At 64.9% G+C, this 16,708-nt stretch carries 14 protein-coding genes; 9 read left to right on the forward strand and 5 right to left on the reverse strand.

The features are described from left to right. Nucleotides 1-28: 28 nt before the first annotated feature. A complete protein-coding gene (locus ACOGXQ_RS18390; protein WP_419945056.1) occupies nucleotides 29-910 on the forward strand; it encodes an SDR family NAD(P)-dependent oxidoreductase in 882 nt (293 codons plus the stop codon). A gap of 30 nt (nucleotides 911-940) precedes the next feature. Here the strand turns inward: ACOGXQ_RS18390 and ACOGXQ_RS18395 are convergent, their stop codons facing one another. Both ACOGXQ_RS18395 and ACOGXQ_RS18400 read right to left on the reverse strand, forming a co-directional pair. After that, nucleotides 941-1,840, reverse strand: a complete 900-nt coding sequence (locus ACOGXQ_RS18395; RefSeq protein WP_419945057.1) for a metal ABC transporter permease — start codon at nucleotides 1,838-1,840, stop codon at nucleotides 941-943. 71 nt (nucleotides 1,841-1,911) lie between these two features. Next, the gene (locus ACOGXQ_RS18400) at nucleotides 1,912-3,243 is read right to left on the reverse strand and encodes a metal ABC transporter solute-binding protein, Zn/Mn family (protein WP_419945058.1); all 1,332 of its coding nucleotides are present in this window, start codon (nucleotides 3,241-3,243) and stop codon (nucleotides 1,912-1,914) included. A gap of 193 nt (nucleotides 3,244-3,436) precedes the next feature. Between ACOGXQ_RS18400 and ACOGXQ_RS18405 the strand changes: the two genes are divergently transcribed. Then, nucleotides 3,437-4,270 carry a metal ABC transporter ATP-binding protein gene (locus tag ACOGXQ_RS18405; RefSeq protein ID WP_419945059.1) on the forward strand — a complete coding sequence of 278 codons (834 nt, stop codon included), beginning with the start codon at nucleotides 3,437-3,439 and terminating at the stop codon, nucleotides 4,268-4,270. Nucleotides 4,271-4,332: 62 nt separating this feature from the next. Beyond that, entirely contained in the window at nucleotides 4,333-4,791 is a 459-nt protein-coding gene (locus ACOGXQ_RS18410; RefSeq protein ID WP_419931265.1) for a Fur family transcriptional regulator, read from the forward strand. 22 nt (nucleotides 4,792-4,813) lie between these two features. On the opposite strand, the gene ACOGXQ_RS18415 is transcribed toward ACOGXQ_RS18410, so the two are convergent. The 3 genes from ACOGXQ_RS18415 to ACOGXQ_RS18425 form a co-directional block, all read right to left on the reverse strand. Further along, nucleotides 4,814-5,284: a phosphoribosyltransferase gene (locus ACOGXQ_RS18415; protein ID WP_416246710.1), complete on the reverse strand. Its 471-nt coding sequence runs from the start codon at nucleotides 5,282-5,284 to the stop codon at nucleotides 4,814-4,816. 212 nt (nucleotides 5,285-5,496) lie between these two features. After that, nucleotides 5,497-6,891, reverse strand: coding sequence for an RNA-binding domain-containing protein (locus tag ACOGXQ_RS18420; RefSeq protein ID WP_419945060.1), 1,395 nt, complete (start codon nucleotides 6,889-6,891; stop codon nucleotides 5,497-5,499). Nucleotides 6,892-7,186: 295 nt separating this feature from the next. Then, nucleotides 7,187-7,765 (reverse strand): carboxymuconolactone decarboxylase family protein, encoded by a 579-nt coding sequence (locus ACOGXQ_RS18425; protein WP_419945061.1) that lies wholly within the window; start codon nucleotides 7,763-7,765, stop codon nucleotides 7,187-7,189. Nucleotides 7,766-8,274: 509 nt separating this feature from the next. Here ACOGXQ_RS18425 and ACOGXQ_RS18430 point away from each other — a divergent pair. The 6 genes from ACOGXQ_RS18430 to ACOGXQ_RS18455 all read left to right on the forward strand — a co-directional run bounded on the left by ACOGXQ_RS18430 (nucleotide 8,275) and on the right by ACOGXQ_RS18455 (nucleotide 16,702). Beyond that, the gene (locus ACOGXQ_RS18430; RefSeq protein WP_419945062.1) at nucleotides 8,275-8,847 is read left to right on the forward strand and encodes a MarR family transcriptional regulator; all 573 of its coding nucleotides are present in this window, start codon (nucleotides 8,275-8,277) and stop codon (nucleotides 8,845-8,847) included. 50 nt (nucleotides 8,848-8,897) lie between these two features. Then, on the forward strand, nucleotides 8,898-9,752 hold the full coding sequence (locus tag ACOGXQ_RS18435; protein ID WP_419945063.1) for a DUF3800 domain-containing protein: 855 nt from the start codon (nucleotides 8,898-8,900) through the stop codon (nucleotides 9,750-9,752). A 274-nt stretch (nucleotides 9,753-10,026) separates the two neighbouring features. Beyond that, the gene (locus ACOGXQ_RS18440; protein WP_419945064.1) at nucleotides 10,027-11,205 is read left to right on the forward strand and encodes a cysteine desulfurase family protein; all 1,179 of its coding nucleotides are present in this window, start codon (nucleotides 10,027-10,029) and stop codon (nucleotides 11,203-11,205) included. 1 nt (nucleotide 11,206) lies between these two features. Next, a complete protein-coding gene (locus ACOGXQ_RS18445) occupies nucleotides 11,207-12,283 on the forward strand; it encodes a DUF4007 family protein (RefSeq protein ID WP_419945065.1) in 1,077 nt (358 codons plus the stop codon). Then, a complete protein-coding gene (locus ACOGXQ_RS18450) occupies nucleotides 12,280-15,861 on the forward strand; it encodes a hypothetical protein (RefSeq protein ID WP_419945066.1) in 3,582 nt (1,193 codons plus the stop codon). Before ACOGXQ_RS18445 ends, ACOGXQ_RS18450 begins: the two co-directional genes overlap by 4 nt. Continuing rightward, nucleotides 15,854-16,702: a phosphoadenosine phosphosulfate reductase family protein gene (locus tag ACOGXQ_RS18455; protein WP_419945067.1), complete on the forward strand. Its 849-nt coding sequence runs from the start codon at nucleotides 15,854-15,856 to the stop codon at nucleotides 16,700-16,702. The genes ACOGXQ_RS18450 and ACOGXQ_RS18455 overlap by 8 nt, the downstream gene beginning before the upstream one ends. Nucleotides 16,703-16,708: the final 6 nt, after the last annotated feature.

The following is a 16,708-nucleotide window of genomic DNA, read 5'->3' on the forward strand; positions in this document are numbered from 1 at the left end:
TCGGGCCAACCGACACAGGGGGACAGACATGGAAACCATGACCGGACGCGTCGCGGTGGTGACCGGGGCGGCATCGGGCATCGGCAAGGCCTTGGCATTGGGCTTTGCCGGCGAGGGTGCCAACGTGGTGCTCGCCGACATCGAGGAGGCCCCGTTGCGTGCCGCCGAGGCTGAGGTCGCTGACCACGGCGTCGAGGCACTCGGCGTCATCACCGACGTGACCGACCCCGACTCGGTGGGAGCGCTCGCGGCGGCCACCCTCGACCGCTTCGGCGCCGTGCACATGGTGTGCAACAACGCCGGCGTCGGCGGGGGAGGGCTCATCCGCAACCAGCAGCTTGTCGACTGGAAATGGGTGGTGGACGTGTGCCTGTGGGGCGTGATCCACGGAGTGCATCACTTCCTGCCCCACCTCATCGAGGCGGAGGAATCCCACATCATGAGCACCGCCTCGGTGGCAGGGCTCATGTCGGTGCCGGGGCTCGGCCCCTACAACGCGGCCAAGTACGGCGTGGTGGCCATCATGGAGACGCTGCACCTCGAGATGCAGCGCGACCGCAACGCCGATGTGGGCGTATCGGTGCTGTGCCCGGGCGTGGTGCGGACCAACATCGCCACCGCCCAGCGCAACCGGCCCGAAGAGCTGCGCCGCGAGCGGCGGCCCCGGCCGGAAGGCGAAGCACCGACGGAAACTGCCGACGCCCGCCGCCGCAACGCCAACATCGCCGCTGCGCTGGAGCGGGGCATGGACCCCGCACAGGTGGCCGCCAAGGTCATCGAGGCGATGTACGAACGGCGTTTCTGGGTGCTCTCACATCCTGAATTGCTGGCCGATGTCAATCACCGCAACCAGCAGCTTGCCGACCTCGAGAACCCCACCATCTACACGAGCTTCACCGACGGCGAGTAGCAGCCGGCCGCTGTTGCCCGGGACAACAGGTCAGCGACTGTCGGCGAGCATCTGCACGGGCAGTGCGTCGTCCGGCGGTGCCGGCCGCAACGCGTGCACGAGGGCTCTGATCAGCATCGTGGCGAACAGAATCGCCACCGCCGTCAACGCCATCGATGCCCCGCCGGCGAGCCGGTGGTGATAGCTCAGCAGCAGCCCGAGATAGACCGACAGAGCTCCGATCAGCACCGCTGCGACCATGATGAGCGGCACACGTCGCACGAACATCGAGGCGGTCGCCGGAGGAGCGATCAGGAAGGCCATGACGAGCAGGCTTCCCACCACTTGGAACGAACCCACGATGGAGACGGCCAGCAACGCCATGAGCACACCGTGCATGAGGCGCGGGCGCAGCCGGGCCATCTCTGCCTGCACCTCGCAGAACGTCATCACAAAGAACGCCCGGTAGAACACGACCGCACCGCCGACAGCCACCACAGCAACCACCGCCTGACGCACGAGATCGGCGTTCTGCACTCCGGTGATCGAGCCGAACAGGAAGCGTTCGATGTCACCGCTGCCGGCAGCTGCCCCCGACGACATGATCACCACGGCGAGCGCCAGCAATCCCACGAAGAGCACGCCGATGGACGTGTCCTCCGACAGCGGCGAGATGCGCGGGATGAACGAGATGGCACTCACCATCACGACGGCAGCGGCCAGCGCGCCGAGGCCCGTGTCGAATCCCACGATGAATGCGATCGCGATGCCCGGAAGCACGCCGTGCGCCAAGGCGTCGCCGAGGAAGTTCAAGCTCCGCAGCACCACCCATGTGCCCACCATCGAGGTGGTCAGCACAGCAAGCAGGCCCGCGACCAGCGCCTTGGTCATGAAGGGGTTGGAGGTGAACGGCTCGATCCACCAGCCCACCGGATCGGTGAGGAACGTCATGTCATCCCCCTGGTGGGCTGGTGGTCGGTTCGCCCCTGGCTAGGGGTGGTGTCGTTGCAACGCTACGGCTCTCAGCCCAATGCGTCGGCTATTGCTTGCGCGTTGAACCTCAGCATGCCGATCAGCGTGTCGCCGTCTTCGCCTGCCGGCGCGAGGCTGCCGGTAAGCAACTGCACCACGGAGATGTCCCCTGCGGCGGTAGCCAAGGCTTGGATATCGACGTCAGAGTGCGTCGTCTCGGAGAACACTGCAGGCACACCCTCGTGCTCGATGATCTCGGCGAGCTCCTCCAGCAGCGCAGGATTGGTCTCCGCTGTCGTGGAGAGCGAAGGAATCACCGTGCCGACGACCTCGAAGCCGTAGCGGTCGGCGAAGTAGCCGAACGCATCATGGTTGGTGATCATGATGCGCCGGTCGGCCGGCACTGCGTCGAGAATTCCGGCGACCTCGGCATCGGCTTCGGCCAGCGCCTCACGGTAGGCATCCAGGCAGCCGTTGACCGTGTCGGCATCGGCGCCGGCATGGATCAGTTCGTCGGCCAGTTCGCCGAGGACACCTGCGACACGCTGCAGATCGAACCAAACGTGTGGGTCCCCACCGCTGTGGTCGTGACCGGCGTGGTCGTCATGGTCGTCGTGCCCGTCTTCCTCGTCGTGGTCGTCGTGCCCGTCCTCTTCGTCGTGGTCGTGGCCTTCGTGGTCGTCGTGCCCGTCTTCCTCGTCGTGGTCGTGGCCTTCGTGGTCGTCGTGCCCGTCTTCCTCGTCGTGGTCGTGGCCTTCGTGATCGTCGTCGTCGTGCCCGTCCTCGTCGTCGTGGCCTTCGTGGTCGTCGTCGTGTCCGTCTTCGTCGTCGTGGTCGTGGCCTTCGTGGTCGTCGTCGTGTCCGTCTTCGTCGTCGTGGTCGTGGCCTTCGTGGTCGTCGTCGTGCCCGTCTTCTTCGCCGTGGCTGTGGTCGTCGTGCCCACCACTGAACTCGAATTCGATCGTGTCGATGTGCTCGGCGACCTCGAACACATGCACGCCCTCGGCTGCGACAGCTTCCAGCGTGTCCTCAAGGCGCTCCTCGAGACCGAGGCCGTTCGCAACCACCAAATCGGCTGCGTCCATCGTCTCGCGGTCTCGCAACGACGGCTCGTATGTGTGCGGGTCGCCGCCCTGCGGGATGAGGGTGGTCACCGAGACGCTGTCGTCGCAGCCCACGTTGCTGACCACGTCGGCCCAGATACCCGTGGTAGCGACCACCGAAGGCACCGTCGACGATGCGTCCGTCGCGTCAACCGCCTCGGTGTCGCTGTCGGTGCCGGTGCAAGCTGCTGCGAACAGCACCGCGGCAACCGTTACCACCAATCCGCTTCGGCGGATCCGCCGAGGCCTTTGTCGATTCGCGACCGCTTCGACCGTCATGTGTGCCTCCCGTATGCTCCGATGCAAGTGCGGAAGAGCCCCGCTGGCGCTCTCGCCTCACCTCAGATTGTGAGAATGAGAATCAGTTTCAGCTACCCTATCGAGGCTTGGTAACCCAAGCACCTTCGAAATCGAAGCGAGGCAGGCCCTGTTTCATCTCCACGACATCCGTGTTTCGTTCGGGTCCTGCCATGTGCTCGAGACAGGCGATCTGAAGCTCGACGGCCCGTCGTCGGTCGCACTCATGGGTCCGAACGGGAGCGGCAAGACCACCTTGCTGCGGGTGCTCAGCGGGTTGCAACGCCCGACGTCGGGCCGATTGGAATCGGCCGGCGACGTCAAGGTGGGGTTTGTGTGCCAGCATCACCAACCGCATCCCTTCATGCCGATGACTGTGCAAGAGGTGCTGACCATCGGGCGATACCGCAGTCGCGGGCTGCTCAAACGGTTTCGTCGCAGCGACAAGGAAGCGGTTCGCGTTGCTGCTGAGCGGCTCGACGTTGCACACCTCCGCCACAAATCGTTTGGCGAGCTCTCCGGGGGCCAGCGTCAGCGAGTGATGGTGGCGATGGTGCTCGCGTCGGACTATGACTGCTTGCTCTTGGACGAGCCGATCACCGGCCTGGACCTGCCGAGCCAGACGACCATTCTCGAGGTGATCGAGGCTGAGCGTGCGGCCGGCCACCTCGTGGTGATGTCGACGCACCACCTGCAGGAGGCACGACGCTGTGATCGTGTTCTGTTGCTGAAGGGGATGGTGCTTGCCGACGGGCCTCCCGATGAGGTGCTGACCGATGCGCACCTGACGGCGGCATTCGGCGGCGCAGTGGTGGCCCACGACGGCACCGAGCACGAGTTCATCATGGAGAGCGCCCACGCCCACGAGGCAGGCGATCCCGGTCACAGCCCGTATGTCGGCGTTGTCTCGCAGGCCCGTCACGGCCAGCTTGCGCCGCCAGGCAGCCACCACGGCCACCACCACGACCATGACCACGAGGCAGAGCACCAGCACGCCCGACGTCTATGACCGCCCGGGGCGGCCTGCCGTCGCCCCGCTGATCTGTTTGCCAGCCTGACCGGGAAAGCCAGATGGAGCCTCCGAAGGATCTCGATCAACTCCACGAAGAAGTCGGGCGGCGCTTGGCCGTCTCCGGTCAGCGCTACACGGGCGGGCGGCGTGCCCTCGTCGACGTGCTTGCGACGGCGCAGCGGCCGCTGACGTTGCGCGACATCGTGCTGCTGGTTCCCGAACTGCCCCAGAGCTCGGCGTACCGGAATCTCGACGCTCTCCGGGAGGGGGGCATCGTCTACCGCATCAGCGCCGGCGGCGATCGGGCCCACTTCGAGCTGGCCGAGTCGCTGCTCGGGCATCACCATCACCTGATCTGCGTGTCGTGCGGGACCATCGAGGACATGCGCCTCGACGGCAAGCTCGAGGACGAGGTCGACCGAGCGCTTGTCGGCGCTGCGGGCGAGGCGGGTTTCACACCCCTGCGTCACAGCCTCGATTTGTACGGCGAGTGCTCCGACTGCGGCGACGAGACCTAGGCAGCCTCAGCCGACGCCTGCGTCAGGCTCGGGCCTGCTCGTCGGTGACGATGGGCGGCTCGGTGGACCAGGGGAAGTTGATCCACAAGTCGGTGCGGCGCCACACCCAGTCGCAGTTGACCGTCGACCACGGCTTCTCGTACAGCACGGCGGTGCGGACGCTGCGCACCCGCGGCAGGCAGAAGTCGTACACCAGCTTGAGCGTGTGGCCGGTGTCGGCCACGTCGTCGGCGATGAGGATGTCCGAGTCTCGGTGGTCGACGAGATCGGGGGTGGGCGGCAGCATGATCGGCACTTCGAGGCGCTCGTCGACGCCGGTGTAGTACTCGCAGTTCATGACGTAGATGTTCTTGACCGACAGCGCGTAGCCCAGCGAGCCCGCACAGAACAGCCCGCCGCGGGCGATGGCCAGGATCATCTGGGGCCGGTAGCCGTCGTCGGCGATCATCTGCGCCAGCTCCCGCACGGCCACGCCGTAACGCCGCCAGTCCATCACCTCGCGTTCTTCAGCGTCAGTTGCCTCGCTCACCCGCCCTCCCAGGCCGTCCCGCTCCGTACTGCCCCGAACCTAGGCGCGCGCCGCCTGTTCCCGTGCGATTCCGCCGCTTCGTTTCTATTCCGGTTCTATTCGGGGGTACCTACAAATGTTCGCAATACGCCTCTGGCCCGGAGCATCGCGTCATGGGCAGGGTGCTCGGGTTCCATTCAGGGAGTGTCGAGCAGCCAGAACGAACCTCGGCCGTGACCCTCGACCCGAACGAGGCCCATTTCTCGCAGTTCGACGAGCGCTTCGCGCACGTCGGCTGCATCGGCCATGAGCGCATCGGCAAGCTCGCCCCGCGAAGCAGGGCCGACGATCAGCGCCGACAGCACCGCCGCTTCGAGCTTGGAGACCTCCACGCTCGTCCCGTCCGGCCTCAGCCAGTGTCCCCAGCGCGGCACGCTGCAGGCGACCGACGCAGCGCCGGCCACAAAGACCGGGCGGCCGAGGCCTTCCTCGGCGCACCTTCGGATCATGCGCAACGTTCCCGAGCCCAGCTGCTCGACGATGCCTCGCCGGTACAGGCAGCCGAGCATCACCGGATTCCACGGGTGCGAACTGTGCGGCACGTACAGGTCAGCGGGGGTGAGGCCAAAATGCAGCTGCCCGGGCGACGACACCTCGAGGCGGTCGGCATACAGCCGTACTTGCACCAGTCCGGCAACTGCGTAGTCGCGATGGCCGAAGGCGTTGGCCAGTGCCTCACGCACGACGGCCCGCGGGATCTCCGAGTCGGTCTCGGACTGCAGGCCGCTGCCGATCTGTGTACGCCAACTCAAGTGCCGGTCGCAGAACGCCATTGCCTTGCGCAGTGAGGCGTACACGTTGTCGTTCACGAGCACATCGTCGCGGAGCTCGTCTGCAAGCTCTGTGCCGTCCACGACCACGAGCCGGCAGCCGAGTGTCGGGTAGCGACCGCCTAACTCCCCGACACGTCCGAAGAGCGCGATGGCACCACGGTTCGGCAAGCCTTCGCCATCCAAGAGGCCGAGCGCCAGCAGCACGTCAGGCACCGAGGCATCTGCATCGAAAGCAGCACGCCCCGCTGCTATGGCGTCGTCTCGAAACTGCTGCACTTCGCGTTCGTCGACTGCTTCGAAACCGAGTCCCGATGTCTCGAGTTCCCACCGCGCCGTGCCGTGAACCCGTTCCAGCACCAGCGACAACTGGGTCTCCTCGGGCATGTCGAGGGTCGCAGCCCCAGCGCGCACATAGTGACGACCGCGATAGGCGCATGGCTTGCGCGTGCCGGACGGAACCCCTGCCACGATGACCTCGCGGCCGGCACAGTCGGGGAGAGGGACTCGATCAATCGACGGGGGATACCGCGGGTGAATCTCCTGGCATGCGTTGGTGATGTCAGTGAGGGTGTCTTCGCCTACCTGCTGGCCAGTGACGTTGCCCTTCGGGTTGACCCCGAAGATCACCTGGCCGCCCCGGCCGTTGAGCATCGCGGAGAGCGTCTTGACTGCCTCGTGCCGCTGGCCCGTGGTCGCCTTGAACTCGACGGTCTCGGACTCGCCTCGCTGAGCGAGGCGCTCAATCTCCTCGGGCGTCATCGCCTGCCAGTATCGCCGCAGCGCTGATCGGTCCGCGGCACCAGGTCGCGCGGGCGGCGGCTGCACCCGCTCATGTCGGTTGCACAGTCATCCGCGGATGATCCCCGCCGACGAGTCCGCGATCCTGCGTTCTCGCTTACCCCGTTCTATTCCGGTTCTATTCGGGGTACCTACAAGTGTTCGCAACAGCGTCCTGACCTGCGGTTTCGCGCTATGGACTATCGCTGCTGGTTCTATTCCCGTTCTATTCACCGCTTTTGGAGGGCCGAGGCGCCTGCTGATGCTCGCCGGGAGGTCAGGCCTCGTCTGCGAAGGGGTCGTCCCAGTCGGCGGGCAGCGGGATCTCGAACGCGTTGAGGGTGAGGGAGATCAGGCAGTAGTAGCCGACGGTGGTGACGAGTTCCACGAGGCCCGCTTCGCCGAAGGCGTCGAGGGCGGCGGCGTAGGTGGCGTCGCTGAGACGGTGGTCGTTCACGAGTTCGGCGGCGACGGCGTGCGCGGTGGCTTCGTGGCCGGTGAAGTTCGGCGAGTCGCCGACGCGCAGGGCTTCGAGATCGGCTGGGTCGAGTCCGGCCTCGAGTCCCAGGATGCGATGGGCAGCGAACTCGAACTTGGCCCGGTGGAATGCTCCGACCGTGCAGATGGCGGCTTCCTTGACGCTCTCGGGCAGCGATGATGCGAAGCGCACGGCAGCGCCGAGTGCTTGGGCCTCGATGCCCACGCTGGGTGCCCGCACCCATACCCCGTAGGGCCCGGCGAGGCCTCGCAGCTTCGGTCCCCGGCCCGATGTGCCCCGCGGCCCGCTGCGGATGGCGTCGAGCACCGCCGCTTGATCGGGTGTCAGGTCCTCCGCCGTGATCTCGTCCAGCCGCATAGTGCGCTCCCTTGCTGTGGGTGATGATCCACCTCATGCGCAGGAACGCCCTCCAGCGACGTGGAGGGCGTTTCTCACTCTTGGCAGTCACCCGCCAAAACGGTTCTGGGAGCCACCATACAGATGGGTTGTGCGAGATGGCTAGCGCCACTGCGGTGCCGAGGTCAATTCGAGACCGAGAAGCAGACCGACGTGAACCTCGCCGTCGAGATGCTCATGGATGCCGTCAAGCCGGCGGACCAGCGGGCTGAAGTCCATCTGCTCATGACCGGCGACACCGACTGATTCCCGCGATTCGTGCCGTTCGGGCCTATGGGGTTGAGGTTGTAGCGGTAGCGCCGCCAGCCCGTGGCCGCGCCAGAGCATCCTTCGCTGCGGCATCCTTCTCCGGTAGCCCGCGCCGAGTGAGCTTACGCGGGATAACGAAAGTCACTTCCTATATTTCGCGTTCTCCGCTGTGGCTGCGGCAGCCGGCATTGTCTCACACTCTCAATGATATAATCGAGTATGTGAGTGAAACAGCGCCGGCTCTGGCTCCGCTCTTCAGATCCGACCAGCAGTTTCGTCTGCTCGGCGTCCTGTTTGCGGGCACTGGTGCAGAGGTCTCCATCGGGGAACTCGCGGAACGCGCAAGCGTCGCGCAGGCAACCGCAAGTCGAGAAGTAGCACGCCTGGCGCAGCACGGTCTCGTGGTGACTCGTCTACTGGGCCGCAACAGGCTGGTCAGCCCCAATTGGAGCCTCCCGTGGGCGCCCGAACTGCGCTCCATCCTCATGCAAACCGTTGGCGTGGTGGGACGCCTCGGCGATGCGCTTCGGGGGATCGACGGAGTCCACGAGGCGTTCGTATTCGGTTCGTGGGCTGCGCGACTCGAAGGCGAACCGGGTCCGTTCCCGAACGACGTCGACGTCGTGGTGATCGGCACAGCGTCGCTCCGGACGATCCGCCAGGCTTGCCGCAAGGTGGAGCAGGACCTTCGAGTTGATATCAACCCCGTCGTGGTCGACCGAGCGAGCTGGGACTCCGACGAGCCGGAGCCGTTCATCGCGCAGATTCAGGAACAGCCGCTGGCAGGCTGCTGAAAAAGAACGGTTTCCAGCGTGCCTGCAACGCTCTGACCTGCGGTTCTGCCTTGGCGATTCCACGATTTGGCGCATTTCTCAGCTACCTGCCAAGGCGCGTTCTTGCTCCGAAATTCCGGCTCGGATCCGCAACGCAGGAACTAGCGTCTTGGCTTCACCAGCCGACCTTGGGATGCACCGCGACAACTCCGGTGAGCACACGTCTTCTCTTTCTCGATGACTCGGGTAAGCCCGACGCGAGCCATCCCTCGCGCGCCGTCGTGCTCGGTGGCCTGTCGATTCCGTCTGTGCATGTGCCGTCGCTCGCCCGAAGGCTGCTGGGTGCAAAGGCACGGTTCTTTCCGAACAGGGGTCACCCGTCGGAATGGGAACTCAAGTCGCACCAGATCGTGAAGCCCAACCCTTGGCGTCGCAGCAAGAACCGGCGCTTTGTCGCGGAAGTGCTGCGGATCATCGGCGGGCTCGGTTGCACCGTGTACACGGCGGGGATTGACAAGTCCCGACTGAAGCACTCGATGGCGCTCGGGACCGCCCTGCCGTTGCAGGCGCAGGTGTTGGCAGAGCATTTCTCGGTCGAGTGCGAGCTTGAGAACTCAATCGGCATTGTCGTGGTCGATCGCTCAAGCCACCACCTCGATGCCCATACGAGCTCCTCGGTGGCGTCTTTCATCGCGACGAACAAGCTGCCGCTTCATCGTGGTGTGTACTTCGCTGCCTCCCACACCTCCGAACCGCTCCAGGTAGCGGATCTCCTATCGGGCGTTCGCAGGCGTTGCATAGAAGGCGACCAATCACTCGCCGATGTGGCCATAGCGATGACCGGTGTCTGCAACGTGACACCCCGCGCCGATGCAACCACCCATGCTGGCTGCAGTTTCCGCAACGAAATCTTGCTGCTCCGATAGCGCGGGGCTGGCTATGCTTCAGGTGTCGAATGGTTCGGTTAGTAGGCATGCGCCGAATGCAACCGAAGTACCGCGGCAACGGGGCCCCGGACCGCACGGGGTCCCTTTTTTGTACCTGTGCGGACCGTCGGGTGTGGCTGTTGGTCTGTTTTCGCAGGCCGTCGTGGTCGCCCAGATCGGGCCGCGGCGCGAAATCCGCTGGGTCCATGGGTTGTGGAGGTGCTTGGCTTACGCTCGCCGCAAGGCTGATGCCGCTACCGGTCCGGGGTCTTGAGTGAACGAGATCTATCTCGACTACAACGCGTCCGCGCCCTGCGATCCACGGGTGACCGAAGCGGTGGCGAAGGCCATGACCGACGGGTTCGGCAACGCATCATCGGCTCATCGGTTCGGCCGGCGGCAGGATGCAGCGGTCAGCGAGGCTCGCGAACAGGTGGCCGAGCTAGTGGATGGGCCACCTGGTGGGGTGATCTTCACTGCGGGCGCGACAGAAGCCAACAATCTGGCACTCGTCGGATTTGCTGCCGCTGACTCTGAGACCCTGAGTCGCGTCCGGCCGACACTCGTGACCTCGGCGGTCGAGCACGCATCTGTGGGACGGACGGCTGAGGCGCTCGCCGCGGCCGGCCGCTGCCATCTGCAGATAACGCCCGTGACGCCGGGAGGCTTCGTCGATCTGGAACCGCTGGCGGGCTTGGTGCAGGTGACCGAGAGCGAGCTGCTGGTGTCGGTCATGGCCGCCAACAGCGAAACGGGCGTCCTGAATCCGATCGCCGAGATTGCCGACCTGGTTCATCAAGCCGGCGGACTCTTCCACTGCGACGCCACACAGATGGTGGGGCGCCTCCCGTTCAACATGACGGCGCTGGGATGCGATCTCGTTTCGCTCAGCGGCCACAAGATCTGCGGTCCGACAGGCGTGGGAACAATGGTGGGAACCCGGGAGGCTCTCGCGGCACTGCATCCGACGGTGTGGGGCGGCGGTCACGAGCGCGGCCTTCGCTCGGGCTCACTGAACGTGGCGGGCATCGTCGGATTGGGAGTCGCAGCCGAGATCGCCGCTGACGAGCAGCCGACCGAGGCCGAGCGAGTTGGCGCACTATGTGACCGCTTCGTGGCAGCGCTGGAAGGCGAACTGGCAGACGTCGTGCAGAACGGCGATGTCGAGCGACGCCTGCCCAACACCGCGAACCTGCGATTCTGCGGAGCCGATGCCGATGCAGTGCTGGTGAACATGGATCCCGTCGCAGCGTCGGCGGGGAGCGCTTGCAGCACGGGCGCCATCGAGCCATCTCCCGTGCTGACGGCGATGGGGCTCTCACGGGAAGCAGCCTTCGAGTCGGTCCGGTTCAGCCTCGGCCGCTTCACAACTGCTGCCGAAATCGAAGTCGCCGCCCGAGAGGTTGTCACAGCCGTTCGTTACGTTCGCCTCATGACCTCCGAGGTGGCATGACATGCAGTTGAGCGAAGCAGCACAGCCGGTGTTCGCACGCCACGAGACCTTCCACCCTCGCTACGGCTGGTTCAGGAAGGCCTACGTCGCGGCGTCACGCGACCCTTACGTGTTTGCGAGCGAAGACGCTCCGGTGCGACTGGGTGTCGGCAAGAACATGGTCCGGTCGATTCGCTTCTGGGGACTGGCCGCGAAGGTCGTCACGGAAACGCCTGATCCCGAAGCGGCATCGAATCGCAAGCCGAACATCGTCGTGCCGACCCGGTTCGGAGAGGCGCTGTTCGGCGATGGCGGCTGGGACCCGTGGATGGAAGACCCAGGCACGCTGTGGCTGCTGCACTGGCGGATGCTGGCTCAGCCGTGCAGGTTGCCTGTCTGGTGGCTGGCGCTCTGCGACTTCAATGCGGTTGAGTTCGAGCTGGAGGACCTCAACAGGACCGTCATGACACAGCTGCGCGCCGTGCCGGACTGGAAGGAGCCGAGCGAGTCCGCAGTCCAGAAAGACCTCAGCGCCTTCATGCGAACCTACGCACCGACGACGCGTGTCGGCAGAGAGACGCTTGATGACGCCGCTGACTGCCCACTGCGGGAACTGCGCCTGGTCGGCCGCTCTGAGGCGACGGGAGCCCATCGCTACAAGCTGGGTCCCAAGCCCACGCTGGCGTCGGCAGTCGCAGCACACGCCGTGCTCGACTGGATCGCGCGCATCGGGCTGACCGGTCAGACGATCACGCTCGAACGAATTGCGGCAGAACGAGGCTCGCCGGCGAGTGTGTTCAAGCTGAGTGCCACCGATTTGACGGCCGCATTGACGCCCGCAGTCGAAGCCTCGGACTCGCTCGACCTGGCGACTCCGACAGGGGTACCTCAGCTGTCGTGGAAGGGCAATCCTTCCGCGGTCGCTGCCGAGTTGATGTCCGAGCACTTCGGCGTTGCCCCCGCAGATCCTGTCGCAGGGCTGCGAGGCGATGAACCGTCGGGCTACGTGAGCGAGACGGCCGACAGTAACGAGCCGGAAGACGCGTTGACCCGTCTTGACACCCTGCAGCAGAAGCGCAACCCGAGGAGACGGCGGTGACGACGTTGGCAGACGTGCTGGCCGTGCGAAGCCAGTTCGCGCGATCGGCAAACTTCGAACGCGACGCCGAGAGCACCGAGTCCCTCGACGGGTACGTCGTCACTTCGAGGGCGCTCGACGTTGTGAGTCGCGTCGCCGACGCGGCCTCAGGACCAGCAGGAGGCGCTTGGTCCGTTACCGGCCCGTACGGCTCAGGAAAGTCGTCGCTGGGCCTCCTGCTCGACGCGGCCTTCGGGCCGCCGGGTATCGGCCGTGAACGCGCTCTCGACAAGATCTCAGAAGCCTCGACAACCGCCGAGGATGCAGTGCTTCAGGCACTGTCGAATCACCGCGCCCGATCACAAGGCTTCTATCGGGCGCTCGTGACCGCCGACCGTGAACCAGTGGCGCGCACCGTGCTGCGCGGGCTGCATCGGGCCGTGGTGCGCCGTCACGGCGAAGTTCCCGGTTCTGCCGACTTCCCGGCTTCTTCTGTGCTCAAGCTTGCTCAGCGACGCGTTGGCCGGAAGGAGGATCCGGTCGATCCATCTGTCAGCGAACTCGTGGACATCGCACGCTGCATGGCATCGCTGGCGCCGCTGCTCATCGTCATCGACGAATTCGGGAAGAACCTCGAAGCAGCCCGAGACGACGAGTCGAGCGACACCTACCTCCTGCAGCGACTGGCAGAAGCCGGTCAGGGCACTGGCTTGCCGATCTTTGTCATCACGCTCCAGCACCTGTCGTTCGAGGAGTACCTCGCCGATGTCGATGACCGTCGACGCCGCGATTGGGCGAAAGTTCAGGGTCGATTCGTCGACATCGCCTTCACCGAGTCGGCAGCCCAGACGCGTGCGCTGATCGCCCAAGCACTTGAGATCGGTGAGGCCATTCGCCCGCGTATCGACGCTTGGGCCGAGTCGCATGCGCAGACACTTGCGTCCGCAGGCATCGCCGATCTCAGCGATCCCGCCGCGATCGCGTCGTGCTGGCCCCTGCACCCTGTCTCGACACTGGTGTTGCCAGAGCTGTGCAATCGGTTCGGGCAGCACGAGCGGACGCTGTTCTCATTCTTGGCTGGCAACGAGTCAGGCACAGTCGCGACGCTTGCTTCTGGCATCGACATAGACGGTGCAGGCGAACTTCCGTCGGTCGGCCCCGAGGCTGTGTACGACTACTTCATGGGCACCGATGGTGCCGGTGTGAGTGTCGCCGGGCGCTCGGGACGTTGGATGGAAATCGCAAGCCGGCTGCGTGATGCCAATGGCCTTACTGACGCTGAGCAGCGTCTCGTCAAGTCAGTAGCGCTCTTGAACTTGGTGTCGGCATCTGGCGCGGTACGGGCCAGCGCGTCCGTCCTGAAGCTTGTCGACCCATCATCGAGTGACGTGCTCTCGGGCCTCGAAGAGCGGGGCTTGGTGACATACCGAGCCTTTGCCGACGAGTATCGAATCTGGCAAGGCTCGGACGTCAACGTCGCTGAGTTGACGGCGGCAGCTCTTGATCGGATCGCCGACCGGCCATTGCACCACGTACTCGAAGCAGTGCACACGCTCGAACCCATGGTCGCTGCTCGTCACAGCGCTCAGAACGAAACGGTGCGGCTGTTCAGGCGTCGGTTCGCTCACGGCGACGAGACCGTTGAGCCACCCGCTGCACTTGACGCGGTTGACGGCAACCTCTTGCTCGTCACCAGCGCCGATGGCGAGATTCCGTCGTTGGCGGATACGGCTACGAGTTCAGTCAGTCACGCCAAGAGCTCATCGGATCAGGAATGGACATTGCGCTCAAGACCCGTAGTCGTGGCTCTGCCGGAGGACGTCGAAGAGCTAGACAGCGCTGCGCGTGAGGTAGCAGCGCTGAGCGACGTGCTCACAACACCGCAGGTCGAAGCCGATTGGGTCGCTCGCCGCGAAATCAGTGAGCGGTTGGCTTCGGCACGCTCGCGCTTGGAAATGGCAGTGTCGTCGGCGTTCAGCACTGATGCCTGCCGGTGGAGGCTGCTCGACTGCGGCGAGGGCGTGCCTCTCAGCCCAGGGCGGGGAAGTGCGCCGCTGTCGGAAGCCGCCGACCTTGCCTACCCCAAGACGCCACGCGTGCCCAACGAGATGCTGAACCGTTCGGAGTTGACCTCACAAGGCGCGAAGGCCCGCCGCATCCTCCTCGAAGCGATGATCGAGCGCAGTAACGAATACCGACTCGGCTTCAAGGGCTACGGACCTGAGGTTGCGATGTACGAGGCTGGACTAAAGCACGCAGGATTGCATCGTCCAAAGAGGGCTGGCGGTGATCCGGTGTTCGGCAAGCCGCGCATCCGCAGCAACAGCAAGGCCTCTGAGGAGCTCAAGCAGATTGAGCAGATTCGCCTCGCACCGGCCTGGGAGGCGATTGAGGGGGCATTCGAGTCTGCGAAGAAATCACGACTCAACATCCGGGACCTGTACGTCACTCTGGCGTCACCGCCGTATGGGGTGAAGGTCGGCGTCATCCCCGTAATCGTTACGGCAGCACTCTTGGCACGAGCTGACCGAATTGCGATCTACGAACACGGCACCTTCCAGCTCGGTCTCTCTCCGGAGCTGTCTGAGCGCATGGTTCGCAATCCCGAGCACTTCGAGATCAAACACTTCGCGAACATCTCGGGCCGGCGCCGCGATGCACTCGACGTGCTCGCGGCTCGGTTCGGCATAGATGCGGGTCTCGGTGGTCGCCGGGTTGGCAACGTGCTCGCTGTCACGCTCTACCTGGCTGGGCGGATGCGCGGCCTTGAGCAGTGGGCGCGCCGCACGTCACACTTATCGGCCGATGCGCTCGCAGTCCGAGACGCCTTGAACGAGGCAACGGAGCCCGATGTCTTGCTCTTCGAGCTCTTGCCCGTCGCTCTCGGCTATGCGCCCATCGCACCGGGTCGCAGGGGCGTGGAGACGCGGCAGGACTCACGGAAAGGCGTATTCGAGGCGTTTGCCGATGGACTTGCCCAATGCATCGACGAACTCACTTCTCGCTGTCGTGTGATGCTCGGCGAGCTTCGGGATGAATTGCTCGCATCCGCTGGTGAGCGCACGCGGCTCGCGGTTAGCGGTCCGGCTGCAGGTCTCGTCGATGAAGTACTCGATCGCGAGATGCGGGCATTCGTCTTGGCGTTGTCAAACGAGGTATACGACGACGATGACGACTGGATGGCATCCGTCGCGACGGTGGTCGCCAAGAAGGCACCAACGGAGTGGAGTGATGACGACCTGGCGAGCATGCGGTCAGAACTCCCGCGTCGGCTGGCCGCGTTCAATCGCCTCAGAGCACTTCACGCCGAGCACCGAGCCGTTGGAGGAACGCCGTTCAACGCTCTGCGCCTAGCCGTTACGCATCCATCTGGTAGCGAGGCTGTGCGACTCGTCGACGTGGCTCAAGACGAGGACACACTCGTGAGTGACGCTGTCTCGCGGATGCTTGGAGACCTGGCCGGGAAAATCGGCTCCCCCCAGCGCGCTCTCCATGTTTCACTTGCCGATCTGGGCAAGCGGCTCCTCGAACAGGGCGACGCAGTCGACATCGGCCCATCTCAGGACTCGGCACCACGGAGGGCGATTGGGCATGGCTGATCAGACACGTCACATCTGCGGCATCTCAGGTGGCAAGGACTCGAGCGCGTTGGCGCTGTACCTGAGGGATCGCGTGCCCGAGATGGAGTACTTCTTCTGTGACACCGGTGCAGAATTGCCCGAGACGTATGAGTTCCTCACCCGGCTCGAGGTCATCTTGGGCAAGCCGATCGCCCGCCTCAACTCTGAGCGAGGGTTCGACCACTGGTTCGAAGTCTTCCGTGGCGCTCTGCCGTCGCCTCAGATGCGTTGGTGCACGAAGGTGATGAAGATCAAGCCCATCGAGGCGTGGATCGGCGACGAGCCTGCAATCTCGTATGTGGCCATCCGTGCCGACGAAGCCAACCGCAAGGGCTACATCTCGACGAAGCCGAACATCGAGAGCCGCTTCCCGTTCGTCGAGGACGGCGTCGACCACGACGGTGTCATGAAGATCCTCGACGACGCCGGCATCGGATTGCCCGACTACTACGAATGGCGAACGCGCTCGGGCTGCTACTTCTGCTTCTTCCAACGCAAGGCAGAGTGGGTCGGTCTCGCCGAGCGTCACCCCGAGCTCTACGAGCGCGCGATTGCTATTGAGCAGAAGGTTCTGCTCGATGCCGGCGTTGACGGCGACGCGGACTTCAGTGAACGTGCAATGTCTGGCCGCCAATACACATGGAGTGGCGGTGAGACCCTGGTACAACTACGCTCCCGTGGCCAGGAGATTCTCGATAAACATGAAGCCGCCATGGACCGCGTCCGCCAAGTGCGCACGGCCGTTCCCGTCCTCGAAGCACTCGCCGGAGCGCTGGATGACGAGAACGACGACACGGCTTGTGCAGTCTGTGCGCTGTAGGCACGG

This window comes from Candidatus Poriferisodalis sp. (genome assembly GCF_965208485.1).
Classification (GTDB): Bacteria; Actinomycetota; Acidimicrobiia; order Acidimicrobiales; family Poriferisodalaceae; genus Poriferisodalis.